Origin of the sequence: Burkholderia ubonensis, from assembly GCF_902833085.1 — a bacterium.
Taxonomy (GTDB): domain Bacteria; phylum Pseudomonadota; class Gammaproteobacteria; order Burkholderiales; family Burkholderiaceae; genus Burkholderia; species Burkholderia ubonensis.
The window spans coordinates 304210-316552 of sequence record NZ_CADFEB010000010.1; the positions used below are offsets into that span (position 1 = coordinate 304210).

Below are 12343 nucleotides of genomic sequence, written 5' to 3' on the forward strand. Positions count from 1 at the left end.
CGACAACAGCAAGCGTCGATCGCGGCGGCCGTCCGCGCATCGCGCCGACCTCCGATGGCTCCATTCCCGACTTCCGTCGCCGCCGCCGCAACCGATGCGGATGCGCTGACCGATCCGCAACGCGCGCTGCTCGCACGCCTGCAGGCCTATAAGCCCGACGCACCCGATGCGCCGCTGCCCTACAGCCGCCGCCTCGCCGAAGCGGAGCACTGGCCATACGCGCATGCGCTGGCCGTGATCGACGAATACAAGCGCTTCGCGTTCCTCGCGCAGGTGGCCGGCCATCCGGTCACGCCGTCGCACGCGGTCGATGCCGCATGGCACCTGCATCTGCAATACACGCACGAATACTGGAGCGTGTTCTGCGCCGACGTGCTGCGCGCGCCGCTGCATCACGTGCCGGGCGTGGGCGCGCCCGACGAGGCCGCGAAGTACGCGCAGCACTACCGGCAGACGCTCGACAGCTACCGGCGGCTGTTCGGCTGCGAGCCGCCCGCGGCGATCTGGCCGCGCCCCCTGGCCGCGCCCGCCGACGCCCCGGCGCAGCGCGCCGAACCGCGCGACGGCCCGTCGGACGAGCGCGCCGCGCCGTCGCGTGCCGCGCGCGCCCAAGGCTGGCGGCGCGTCGCGAAGTTCGCGTGGCCGGCGGCGGCGATCAGCGTCGCGGCGACTTGCGCGTCCGCGAGCGACTTCAACGTGCTGGACCTCCCGGGACCGGAGTTTCTCGCGTTCTACGTGCCGCTTTGCATCGCCGCGCTGCTGCTGATCGCCGGCCTGCAGTGGATCGAGTACCGATACCGCGCGTGGGGAACGCGCGCCCGCGAATCGTCGCCCGACCTGAGCGCGGAGGAAGCGGCCTATCTCGCGGGCGGCGGCTCGCGGATGGCGCAGGTCGCGACGCTGTCGCTCGTGCATGGCGGCGCGATCGAACTGGTGCGCCAGGCCAACGGCTGGCGGGTGCGGATCGGCGATCCGCAACACGCGGGCGCCTATGGCGCCGACTGGGAATGGCTGAGGAAGGAGTTCGGCGGCGAGACGAGCTACCACGCGTTTCGTCAGCATCTCGCATCGCGCGAAGGCCACTGTGAGGTTGCATTGCACCGGAAAGGCTGGCTCTGGGCGCCGGGCGAGATGCGCGCGGCGTGGATGGCCGCGCGCGCGATCCTGCTGCTCGTGCTCGGCGCGGGGGCGGTGAAACTCGCGATCGGCCTGAGCCGCGGCCGGCCGGTGCTGCTGCTGATGATCTTCATGGCGGCGTTCATGGCGGCGTACCACTTCGTGGTCGGACGCCTGCCCGGCATCGGGCGCGGCGGCGTGACGCACGGCGGCCAGGCGGCGCTCGACGCGCACCGGAACGAACGCCAGGGCGACCGCGCAACCCCGGACGGGCTGCTGTGGACGGCCGCCTTGTTCGGCGCCGGTGCACTCGCCGGCACCGTGTGGGCCGAGCATATCGGCGCGCTGATGGCGCCGCCGCCCGTCGTCGCCGCGAAAACCGGCGGGTCGAGCGGTTCGTCCGACTCGGATGCGGGGGACAACAGCAGTTCGAGTTCCTGCGGCGCGTCGAGCTCGTGCAGTTCGTCGAGTTCATGCAGCTCGAGCAGTTGCGGCGGATGTTCGAGCAGCTGAACGCGATGCGAGCACGGCCGGCCGCGCTCGGGTTTTTTAATTTGAGATAAAAGCGGCGGCCGATGACGCCATGCGATATCACGATGAAATCGATCGAATGCCGCTTCTGACTTAATTAATTGAAAGCTCGTCCGCGCTGAAAAATTGCCTCGACAGATATTATTGAGATAATAAAAAAACAATTTCAGTCGATGTAAAAATAAATAGATTAAAGAAATTCGAAAGACCTCCGTAAACGACGAATGCATAAGAGGAAATTCAACTTTGCATTGATTCGTACTTTTACGATGAGGCTTGAAATGAAGTACTTCGCGCACAGCATCAAATTCAAGGTCGTTCTCGCATTCGCTGCCTGCGTCGCCCTGATGGCGGCGATCGGCTTATTCGGAATCAACGGCCTTGCCCGCCTCAATTCGAACGTCGCCAATGCGTATGCCGGCAATACGGTGCCGATCAGCGAACTGTCCGAAATCCGCGCCGCCGAGTTCGGCATCCTGCTGAAATTGCGCCAGATGCAGCTCGATCGCGACCCGGCGCGGACCCGGGCCGGTATCGCGACGGTGCGCGCCGAGCAGGCGCGGCTCGACGCGACGTGGGCCCGCTATTTCCCGGACGCGGTGACGAGCGACGGCGAGCGCCGGATCGCCGAGCGGATGCGGGACTTGCTGCCCGGCTTCCGGGCCGGGACGGACGACGCGCTCGCGGTGCTGGAAAGCGGCAGCGACGCGCCCGGCGCGGCCCTCGACCGGCTGGCGCCGACCGCCGACGCGCTGCGGCGCGCGATCGACGACAACATCGCGCTGAACATCGTCCAGGCGAAAACGTTCGCGGAGGACAGCGCCGCGACGTTCGCGCGGATCTTCTATGCCGCGATCGCGCTCGTCGGCGTCGGCGTGCTGGTCGCGGTCGGCGTATCGGCCTACCTGCTGCGGCAGATCACGCGGCCGCTCGACCGCGCGGTGCGGGTCGCCGGCGAGATCGCGGCCGGCCGGCTCGAGAACGGGATCGTCGTCGATTCGCACGACGAATTCGGCCGTCTGCTCGACGCGCTGGCCGTGATGGACCGGCAGCTCGGCGACACGGTGCGGGGCATCAAGCGCAATGCGGAATCGGTGACGATCGCCGCGCACCAGATCGCGAGCGGCAACGCCGACCTGTCGGCGCGCACCGAAGCGCAGGCCGCGTCGCTCGAGCAGACCGCGGCGAGCATGACCGAGCTCGCGGAAACGGTGAAGCACAACGCGGACAACGCGCAGCAGGCGAACACGCTGGCGACGCGCGCGTCGGGCATCGCCGACGCCGGCAACGACGCGGTGCTCGGCATGGTCGGCACGATCGAGGAGATCAGCGCCAGTTCGAGCCGGGTTTCCGACATCACGGGCGTGATCGAGTCGATCGCGTTCCAGACCAACATCCTCGCGCTCAATGCGGCCGTCGAGGCGGCGCGCGCGGGCGAGCAGGGGCGGGGCTTCGCGGTCGTCGCGACCGAGGTGCGCAATCTCGCGCAGCGCTCGGCCGCGGCCGCGAAGGAGATCAAGGAGCTGATCGCGTCGTCGGTCGCGATGATCCACGACGGCGCGAAACAGGCGACCGACGTCGGTGCGACGATGGGGCAGGTGAAGGTGGCGATCAAGCAGGTGTCCGACATCGTCGCCGAAATCGCCGCCGCGTCGCAGGAGCAGAGCCGCGGCATCGAGCAGGTCAATCAGGCGGTCGTGCAGATGGACGACGTCACGCAGCAGAATGCGGCGCTCGTCGAGCAGGCGGCCGCCGCGGCGCGCTCGCTCGAGGATCAGGCGGACAGCCTGAAGGACGCGATGGCCGTATTCAGCATCGCGGATGCGCGTGCCCCGGCGCACGCCCCGGCACGTGCCCGGGCCGGCGCCGCGATCGCGCATGCCGCGCCCAAGCGGCCGAAGCTGGCAACGGCGGTCGCGACGCCCGACGGCGCGGCGTGGGAGACGTTCTGACGCCGCACGCGCCGCAGCACACGCGGCCGGATGCGGCCGCGTGAAGCCGGCCGGCGCGCGGGGCGCGGATTCCGTGCCGCCGCGCGCGCAAGCCGCCCGAAGCCGCGCGCGATCCGGCGCGCCTCTTTCGAACGCCGTTCGCCGTGACGGGGACGGCTGCTTGCCCGATGAACCTCTTCTCGTGCCTGACCAATGCCGATCTCACCGTGGAGACCCTCGCCGACGCGTGCCTGCGCTTCGACGCGGCCGACCGGGATCAGCGACTGGTCGTGCAAGCACTGGCGATGCCGATGCTTGCGCGACGCCTGACGTGGCTGCGGCTCGTGCTGCGGGCGAGCCCGGACAGCGCGGCGACGCGCTCGACGATCGAGCGGATCGAGCGCGCGCTCGCGAGCGCGCGTGCGCGGCTCGGCCCCGACGGCGAAAGTGGGACCGCCGCCACGGCGTAGCGCCGTGGCGGCGGTCGGCCGAATCGCCGTGAGCCGGGGGCGCTAGGCCGTCACCGCATCCGCCCGCGCGTGCGCCGCCTCTCCGCCACCCGCCTCGACGATCAGCGTCCAGTCGAACGCCGGCAGCGCGCAGAGCTGCTCGACGGTGGCCGTGTAGTCGTGCGCGGCCGTGTGCAGATAGCGCACCTTGTCGGTCCACTCGGGCAGCGGCGCCTGCGACGTGGTCAGCACGACCGCCAGCAGATCCTGTTCCGGCCGCGTCGCGACGGCCTGCAGGCTCAGCCGGACCTTGTCGAGGTCGCCTTCGGCGTCGAGGATCAGCGCGCCCGGAATCGGCGCGTCCTGCCGGACGGGCAGGCTGCCGACGGCGCCCTTGTCGACGCACTGCCGATACACCTGCCCATGGCGCGGCAGCGCCTGCTGCAGCGCGTGATGCTTGCGGACCTTCGCCTGCGCGGTGCGTGCGAGCCCGCGGCGCAGCGCCGGGTTCGCGATCAGCCGGTCGAGCGCGTCGATCCAGGCCTCGCGCGTATCCGCGACCAGCAGGCCGTCGCAGCCGTCGTTCAGCGCGAAGCGATAGGCGGGCCGGTCGCTGACGATCGCGGCGATGCCCGCCGCCGCGTATTCCTGCCAGCGGATCGTGCTCTTGCCGGCGTGGTAGTCGTCGTCGGCGAGCGGCAGCAGCGCGATGTCCCAGCGCTGCTCCTTCAGGCGTTGCGCATACGCGTCGTAGTCGTTGAGCGCGGGCTCGAACGTGGCCGCCGGGTGCGCGGCCCAGCCGGCGGGCGCGCCGGGGCCGGCGAAGCACACCTTGACCTTGCCGGGATGGCGCGCGCAGATCGCCTGCAGCGCCGCGTCGACAAGCGCGAAGTTGTCGGCGCGCAGCGCCGCGCCGGCGATGCCGATCGTCACGCAGTCGTCGCTGCGCGTCGCCACGGGGCGGTAGAAGCGGACGAAGTCCACGCTGTCGGGCAGCACGTGGATGCGAGGGGTCTCGATCCGGTAGCGGCTCGCGGCGAACGGCGTCGACACGATCACGGCAGCCGCGTTGCGCAGCGTGAACTCGATCCCCGCGCGGGCCGTCGCGCCCTGCGCGGCGAGCGGATGCGCGGCCGGCAGGTCGGTCAGCAGGTCGTCGGTGTCGTAGATCACCGGCTTCTTGAGGCTGAAGATGGCCCACAAGCCTTCGTCCGTCAGCACGCCGGGCGTCATCCGCTGCAGCAGGATGGCGTCGGCGTCGGCCAGCACGCTGCTGTCGATCCGGCCGTCGCGAATGCCCCAGACGAGCTCCCACTCGTCGCGCAGCCGGTCGAACGGCTGCACGAGGCGAATCCGCGCCGACGCGCTTTCGGGCGGCTCGACCGAGTACACGACGAGCCGCTTGCGGCGCGGCGCGGCGTCCGCGCTCGCGGCGACGGGCGCCGGCGTCCGGTTCTGCTCCAGCAGCCGCGCATACAGCGCGCCGTGGCGCGCGGCGTTGCGGCCGACGTCGTGCCGCGCGCGGATCGTGTCCTGCGCGGCTGCGGCGAGTTGCGCGCGCGCCTGCGGATGCTCGATCAGGTGCGCGATCGCGTCGACCCACGCGTCGGCGGCGTCGGCGACGAGCCAGCCGGTGCGGCCGTGGACGATCGCGCTGCGTTCAGCGGGCGCGACGACGAGCACCGTGGCCGCGCCGGCTGCCGAGTATTCGAGCCATTCGCGCGGCGGATCGTCGTCGCGCGGCGCGAGCGGCGCCGCGACCAGCGCGAGGTCGAGCTCGGCGCGCTTCAACTGGTCCGCATACGCGTCATAGGGCGCGGGCGACGCGATCAGCGTGACGTCCGGATCGCCGTCCCAGCCGGCCGGCAGCGCCGGCCCGACGAACGACACGCGAAGCTTGCCCGGATACCGGCGCCGCAGTTCGGCGAGCCCCAGCCGGGCCTGTTCGAGACGAGGGCCGTCGAGCCCGGCGCCGGATACCGCGAGGTTCACGTGATCGCGAACGCCGGGTGCCGCGCGGTACAACTGCTCGACATCGATGTCGGTCGGCAGCACGTGGACCGATGCGTTGACCTGCCGGTACTGCCGCGCCAGCGCCTCCGACGGCACGACGAGCGCATGCGCGCGCTGCGCGGCGTAGCGGATGTTCGCGTTGCGGCGCGCGTTGTCGGCGGCCCCGGGCGCGCCGGCGAGCAGCGTGTCGAGCGGTGCGTCGATCTCGTAGACGACCGGCTTGCCGAGCGCGAACAGCTGTTCCAGCGCAGCCGGAGACAGCAGGCCCGGCGTGTCGCCCTGCAGCACGATCAGGTCGGCGCGTTGCAGCGCGTCCGCATCGAGGCCGGCTTGCGAGACGGGAAAGCTCAGCTCCCATTCGCGCTCCAGCCTGGCGAACGGCTGCGCGAAGCGCACGCTGGCGCGTGCGTGCGCGGCCGGCTCGGCGGTCACGACCGCGATGCGCTTGCGCGGCGAGGCCGCCTGGCGGCCGGCGGCGCCGGCCGCGACGGCCTGCGCGTCGAGTTCGTCCGCGCGGGCCTGGGTCTTGTCGATGAACGTCTGCAACTGCCGCCAGAACGTTTCCTCTTCCTGCAGGTACGCGTCGCGCGCTTCGTGAACGGTGGCTTTCGCGCGGGCAATCTCCGCTTCGTCGAGCCCCCACGCGATACCCTTGCCGTCCATCACCCAGCGCTCGGCCTTCGGCATCGACGCGTCGTTCAGGATGCACACGACCGGACAGCCGCACAGCAGCGCCTCGAACGCGGCGGTCGACCACTCGTACATGTACACGCATTCGACCTGGCGAAACAGCGCCGCGAGCTCGTGCGCCGAGCGTTCCGGCACGCGGTTCGAGATCTCGATCGAATCGGCGGTGACCGGATGCAGGCTGCCGCCGCGCACCAGGTGCCGGTTGATGAAGACGGCCGTGCCGCTGCGGCGCGCGTCGTCGACGCCGTCGCTGTTGAAGATGCGCGTGTCGACCAGCGGCATGCGCAGCAGGTCCGCCTGCCATCCCGCAGGCACCAGCGTCGGCCCGAACGTGAACACGAGGTCGCTCGGCTGCAGGTCGATCGCGTTGCCCTCGACGCGGCCGGGTTCGGCAAGCAGATAGCGCGCGACGCAGCGCGTGCCGAACGGATTGGCGGAGACGATTTCCGGATAGACGGCGATCGGGCTGCGATTCGCGTCGGCGTGCGCCTGCGCGACGTCGTTGGTCAGATGCGGCGTGCGCAGGTCCGGATGCACGCCATCCGTGTTGACGTACGCTTCGTGGCCGAGCAGGTTCAGCACGTGGCACAGGTAGTGCATCGCGCGGACGCCGCCGGACGTCTGCCGGAATTTCGGTGCGCAGACGTAGTACGGGTGGTCGAGCCGCGCAAAGATGCGCGACCCGCGGTGCGTCGGGCCGGAAGTCGGAATCGTCATCGTTATCGGGTGCGGTAGAAATCGAAGACCACGTCGAGGATGCGGTCCTGTTCGGCTTCGGTCATGTCGTGGTACAGCGGCAGCCGCACGAGCCGGTCGGCGACGAGGTCCGTCACCGGCAGCCCGGACCCGCAGCGCCCGTAGCGCCGGCCGGCCGGCGAACTGTGCAGCGGCACGTAATGGAACACGGCGTTCACGCCCAGCGCGCGGATCTGCTGCAGCAGCTCGGTGCGCTCGGCGAGGTTGCGCGCGAGGAAATAGAACATGTGGCCGTTGCCGCGCTCGGCGAGCGAAATCGCGGGCAGCTCGACCAGCCCGTCGGCGTGCAGCGGCTGCAGCGCGTCCTGGTAGCGCTGCACGGTCGCGCGCCGCTGCGCGGTGATCACGTCCGCGTGCTCGAACTGCGCGTACAGGAACGCCGCGATCAGCTCGCCCGGCAGGAACGACGAGCCGACGTCGACCCACGTGTACTTGTCGACCTGCCCGCGGAAGAACTGGCTGCGGTTGGTGCCTTTCTCGCGGATGATCTCCGCGCGCTCGACGAGGCGCGGGTCGTTGACCAGCAGCGCGCCGCCTTCGCCGGAAATCACGTTCTTGGTCTCGTGGAAGCTGAGGCACGCGAGGTGGCCGAGGCTGCCGAGCGGCTTGCCGTTCCACGTCGACTGCAGCGCCTGCGCGGCGTCCTCGATCACCCACAGATCGTGGTCCGCCGCGAGCTGCCCGATCACGTCCATGTCGCACGCGACGCCCGCATAGTGCACCGGCACGATCGCGCGGGTGCGCTCGGTGATCGCGGCGGCGACGAGCGTCTCGTCGAGGTTCAGCGTGTCGCGGCGGATGTCGACGAACACCGGCGTCGCACCGCGCAGCACGAATGCGTTGGCGGTCGACACGAACGTGTAGGACGGCATGATTACTTCGTCGCCGGGCTGCACGTCGGCGAGGATCGCGGCCATCTCGAGCGCGGCCGTGCACGAGTGCGTGAGCAGCGCGCGCCGGCAGCCGATGCGCGCTTCCAGCCAGCGGTGGCAGAGCTTCGTGAACGCCTGGTCGCCGGCGAGGCCGCCCTGCTCGACCGCTTTCGCGATGTAGTAGAGCTCCTTGCCGACCACGAACGGGCGGCCGAACGGAATGCTGTCGAGATTGGGTGGGCCGAACATGGTCAGGCTCCGCGGTAAGGGGTGGGACGATCGGCCGCGCGGCGTGCGCGCGGCGCGCTCAGGCGTCCTTGCGGACGAGGATCGTGAATTCGTACAGGCCGTAGTCGTGCAGCAGCGCGACCTGGCGCGAATAGCGGCGCTTGCAGCGGTCGAACAGCGCGCACGGGTCGGCGTAATACAGGAGGTCCGGACGCATGAACGGCGGATCGGAATACGACGTCAGGCAGTTGAACGCGAAGCCCCGGCGGCTCGTCTCGTGCAGCGTGTCGAGCGTCGCGTGGATGTAGTCGAGCCACGCGTCGTCGCCGTGACCGCGCCTGACGTTGAAGATGCCGGACGCGATCCCGTAGTCCGACGCGGCCTGCGGCGTCGCGCCGACATGAAACGCGACGTTCGGGTCGTCGCGATAGCGCTGCCGCGCGGCGTCGACCATGTCGGACGAGATGTCGTTGCCCGCATACGCGAAGCCGTCCGGCAGCGCGCGCGCCTTCAGGAAATCGACCAGCGCGCCGTAGCCGCAGCCGATGTCGTTCACCGAGTGGCCGCCGGACGCGGGCAGGATCTTCGTCAGCTGCTCGAAGCGCAGGAACTGGCCGGTTTCGCCGTTCCAGTCCACGCCGCGCGCGGTGGCGCCGTGCTCCGCCAGCCGCGCGCTGTAGTACGCGGCCACTTCCTGCAGCAGGCTTGCATGCGGGGTATCGCTCATGTGCATCACCTCACGCTTTCGAGGTCAGCGCGTACCGGCGCGCATCGGGACCGCAGTGGAACAGCACGTCGAGCACCGTCACGCCGTGGACGAAGTCGCCCCACTGCTGCGGATACTCGGGATAGGCCGGGTAGTCGAACCAGCGCACCGCGACCCCGGCGTCGGCGAACAGCTTCTCGTCCAGGTAGCTGCGCGCGGCCGGGCCCGACAGGTACTCGGTCGCGCCCGCCTGCACGCACAGGTTCAGCAGCTTCTCGGTGCGGTCGCCATGCAGTTCGTAGTCCGAAGACGACGACACGCGCGTGTCGATCTCCAGTTGCCGGAGAACCCACGTCAGCATCGCGCGATTCAGCTCGCTCAGCATCCCGTACGTGCGGCCGGTGTAAAGCGCTTCGAGCTCGTCCGCGTAGCGCTCGAAGTGCGGCGCGCGCGCGTAGTTCTGCTGCAGGCGCTTCCAGTGCAGCGGCGCCCAGTCGGCGCCGTCGATTTCCGTTTCGCGGATCGACTGGTGATACTTGCCCTTCACCTTCACCGGCACGCTCAGCCATTGCACGCCCTGCGGCGTCTTGATCTGGTTGCGGTTGCGCCAGTCGCGGCGCGTGTACTGCGCGTCGTCGTAGAGGATGAACTCGTCGCAGGCGGCGATCAGGTCGAAGTAGCCCTTCCACGGGATGTAGTTGGACTGGACGATCGCCACCCGCTTCGCGTCGCGGCTCATGGGCGTGCCGCTCATGCCGGGATGTGGCCGTACCGGTACATGTCGACGAGCTCGGGCGGAATGCCCCAGTCCGTCGCGCCCAGCCTGTCGTGCAGCGCTTCGAGGTCCGCGCGCATCGCGTTCTGGAGCTGCTCGACCATGCGGTTTCGCGCCGGCACGAAATCGTGCTGGTAGGCCGCATTGATCTGATGGCGCACCGTCTTCGCGATCGCGGCCTCGCGCGTCATGTTGCGGATCAGCGGACGCTCGGGCGCCAGTTCCGCGTAGCGCGGATCGATCGGCTGGCCGCGCATCGCCGCGACGAGGTCGCGGCACAGCACCGGCGACAGGTGGAAGCCGTCGCGCTTGGTCCCGCCGAGTATCCACAGGTCCCGCACGCTGGTTTCGCCGAACAGCGGATACAGGTCGGACGTCGTCGGCCGCCAGCCGACGTTGACGTTGACCAGGTTCGCGCGCGAGAAGCGCGTGTTGATCTGGTCCATCGCGGATTTCAGCAGCGTGTACGCGCTGCCGGCGTGGCCGTGCTCGTGCGGCACCGGGCTGATGTAGTTGCTGGCGCCGACCAGCGTGCGGTCCGGCCCGTACGGCGCCGAATACACGCCGCACGCGAGGCCGCGGTTGGTCGTGCGCACGCAGTGCGTGTGCACGTTCTCCGCGCTCTGCAGCTCGACCGACATGCCGATGCCGTAGAACATCCGCTGCACCGGCAGCTCCGGCAGGCTCGCCTGCAGCACGCGCGTCAGGTTGGCGCCGTTGCTGAGGATGAAGCGGTCCGCGCCGAGCACGCTGCCGTCGGACAGCCGCGCGGCGACGACGCGCCCGCCGGCCGTGTCGAGCCGCTCGACTTCGGCGTCGATGAAGCGCGCGTTGCCGACCTGCGCGACGGACTCGGTCAGCGCATCGAGAAACTGCTTCGGATTGGCCCAGCCTTCACGCTTCAGGAACACCGCCTTCAGCGCGCGATAGCGAGGGTCGGGGTGATAGTTCGGGATGCCTGACGGATCGACCGCCTCGCAGGGCTCCTCGAATTCGCGGCAGAACCGCTGCATGGCCGCGAAGTTCTCGTCGTCGAGCGCGTCGGTTGCCGCGTTGTTCAGCACGAAGGTGCCGAAGCCGTGCGCGACCGCGCGTTCCGGCGTGCAGATCTCGGCGAACACGGCGGGCCAGGCTGCCGTCGCCGCGCGGCTCAGTTCGAACTTGAAGCGGTCGATCGGCGTGCCGAGCGAGTCGCCTTCGAGCTCGGTAAAGGAGTTGAGCATTGCCGCCGCCGCGCGCGTCGCCGAGCCGGGCCGATGCGCGTGGCCGACGATGACGAGCTCGACGCCCGGGTCGGCCTGCTGCCATGCGCGGGCCGTCATCAAACCGAGAATGCCGTTGCCGAGGATTGCGATTTTCATTTGCGTGCGCCTCCGCCTTCGGGGAACGACAGGTAGCAGAGCGACGGATACGCCGCCGCCTTGTGGATCTGGTGCGGACGATTGCCGAGCAGGTCGCGCAGGTAATGGATGCCTTCGGCCGGCAACTGGCCGCCGCGGGTGAGCTGCCAGAACGCAACGACGCCGCCGGGCACCAGCCGCTCCATCACCGCTTCGAACGCGTGCCGGGTCGGCTCGATCACGTTCAGGTCGAACCATGCGAGCGCGACCATCTCGCCGGGATGCGCTTCGTCGAACGCCGCCAGCGTGTCGCGGCAGTCGCCTTCCCACACGCGGTGCTTGTCATGCACGTGCCCCATCGCGTTGTTGCGCTCGTGCAGGTTCAGCAGCTTGCGCAGCAGGTCGGCGTACTCGCTCGACAGCGAGTACGTGCCGTCGGAGAACAGCTTGCGGTCGCGCGCGTCGTTCTCGTTGAAGCCCGTGTAGCCCGTGAACGTATCGAACGCGTGAATGCGGCGCTGGAAGTTCAGCGGCTCGAGAATCGCGCGGAAGTTCTCGCACAGCACGGCGGTCTGCCCGCGCCACGTGCCCATGTCGAGGATCGCGCCCGGCAGCGGCACGATCCGCTGGTACACCTCGAACGTCGCCAGGATGCGCGCGAGCAGCGAGCCGCGCACGAACAGGCCGAGCGAGCGTTCCAGCTCCTCACGCGTCGCAGGATAGGTCTGCATCAGGTCGAACAGTTCGCGGCGCGCCGCGAGCTGATCGCCGTCTGCGTTGGTGATGATCGCTGATTCGTGCATACACAAGGCTCCAGGCACAAAGGGTGAGACCGGACGAACGCGTGCCCGCTGCGCCCGCATCTGGATGCACGGCCGTCCGCATGTCGCAAGTCGGACATCTTTCTGCGATCAAGTCTATCGACCGCCGTCAGGA

9 protein-coding genes are annotated in these 12343 nt (G+C 69.6%); 3 read left to right on the plus strand and 6 right to left on the minus strand.

The window, feature by feature from the left end; genetic code table 11:
- The first annotated feature begins 54 nt into the window (after positions 1-54).
- The 3 genes from HWX31_RS27715 (at position 55) to HWX31_RS27725 (ending at position 4048) form a co-directional block, all read left to right on the plus strand.
- Entirely contained in the window at positions 55-1629 is a 1575-nt protein-coding gene (locus HWX31_RS27715; protein ID WP_174960496.1) for a TIGR04222 domain-containing membrane protein, read from the plus strand.
- A 299-nt stretch (positions 1630-1928) separates the two neighbouring features.
- The gene (locus tag HWX31_RS27720; RefSeq protein WP_174960493.1) at positions 1929-3599 is read left to right on the plus strand and encodes a methyl-accepting chemotaxis protein; all 1671 of its coding nucleotides are present in this window, start codon (positions 1929-1931) and stop codon (positions 3597-3599) included.
- A 167-nt stretch (positions 3600-3766) separates the two neighbouring features.
- Positions 3767-4048 (plus strand): hypothetical protein, encoded by a 282-nt coding sequence (locus tag HWX31_RS27725; protein ID WP_174960490.1) that lies wholly within the window; start codon positions 3767-3769, stop codon positions 4046-4048.
- A gap of 42 nt (positions 4049-4090) precedes the next feature.
- Here the strand turns inward: HWX31_RS27725 and HWX31_RS27730 are convergent, their stop codons facing one another.
- The 6 genes from HWX31_RS27730 to HWX31_RS27755 are packed head-to-tail and all read right to left on the minus strand — an operon-like array spanning position 4091 to position 12210.
- Positions 4091-7447, minus strand: coding sequence for a glycosyltransferase family protein (locus HWX31_RS27730; RefSeq protein WP_174960488.1), 3357 nt, complete (start codon positions 7445-7447; stop codon positions 4091-4093).
- A gap of 2 nt (positions 7448-7449) precedes the next feature.
- Complete coding sequence (gene rffA, locus HWX31_RS27735) at positions 7450-8607, minus strand: dTDP-4-amino-4,6-dideoxygalactose transaminase (protein ID WP_174960486.1); 1158 nt, start codon at positions 8605-8607, stop codon at positions 7450-7452.
- 58 nt (positions 8608-8665) lie between these two features.
- Entirely contained in the window at positions 8666-9313 is a 648-nt protein-coding gene (locus HWX31_RS27740) for a class I SAM-dependent methyltransferase (RefSeq protein WP_174960484.1), read from the minus strand.
- A gap of 10 nt (positions 9314-9323) precedes the next feature.
- On the minus strand, positions 9324-10046 hold the full coding sequence (locus HWX31_RS27745; RefSeq protein ID WP_244143861.1) for a WbqC family protein: 723 nt from the start codon (positions 10044-10046) through the stop codon (positions 9324-9326).
- Positions 10043-11428 carry an NAD(P)/FAD-dependent oxidoreductase gene (locus tag HWX31_RS27750; RefSeq protein ID WP_059609391.1) on the minus strand — a complete coding sequence of 462 codons (1386 nt, stop codon included), beginning with the start codon at positions 11426-11428 and terminating at the stop codon, positions 10043-10045. Before HWX31_RS27750 ends, HWX31_RS27745 begins: the two co-directional genes overlap by 4 nt.
- Positions 11425-12210: a TylF/MycF/NovP-related O-methyltransferase gene (locus HWX31_RS27755; RefSeq protein WP_059614793.1), complete on the minus strand. Its 786-nt coding sequence runs from the start codon at positions 12208-12210 to the stop codon at positions 11425-11427. The genes HWX31_RS27750 and HWX31_RS27755 overlap by 4 nt, the downstream gene beginning before the upstream one ends.
- Positions 12211-12343: the final 133 nt, after the last annotated feature.

What these genes read in the sequence shown, in the direction of transcription:
- HWX31_RS27715 (WP_174960496.1), top strand. Translation starts at nt 55, where the DNA reads ATGGCTCCATTCCCGACTTCCGTCGCCGCCGCCGCAACCGATGCGGAT.
- HWX31_RS27720 (WP_174960493.1), top strand. Translation starts at nt 1,929, where the DNA reads ATGAAGTACTTCGCGCACAGCATCAAATTCAAGGTCGTTCTCGCATTC.
- HWX31_RS27725 (WP_174960490.1), top strand. Translation starts at nt 3,767, where the DNA reads ATGAACCTCTTCTCGTGCCTGACCAATGCCGATCTCACCGTGGAGACC.
- HWX31_RS27730 (WP_174960488.1), bottom strand. Translation starts at nt 7,447, where the DNA reads ATGACGATTCCGACTTCCGGCCCGACGCACCGCGGGTCGCGCATCTTT.
- rffA (WP_174960486.1), bottom strand. Translation starts at nt 8,607, where the DNA reads ATGTTCGGCCCACCCAATCTCGACAGCATTCCGTTCGGCCGCCCGTTC.
- HWX31_RS27740 (WP_174960484.1), bottom strand. Translation starts at nt 9,313, where the DNA reads ATGAGCGATACCCCGCATGCAAGCCTGCTGCAGGAAGTGGCCGCGTAC.
- HWX31_RS27745 (WP_244143861.1), bottom strand. Translation starts at nt 10,046, where the DNA reads ATGAGCGGCACGCCCATGAGCCGCGACGCGAAGCGGGTGGCGATCGTC.
- HWX31_RS27750 (WP_059609391.1), bottom strand. Translation starts at nt 11,428, where the DNA reads ATGAAAATCGCAATCCTCGGCAACGGCATTCTCGGTTTGATGACGGCC.
- HWX31_RS27755 (WP_059614793.1), bottom strand. Translation starts at nt 12,210, where the DNA reads ATGCACGAATCAGCGATCATCACCAACGCAGACGGCGATCAGCTCGCG.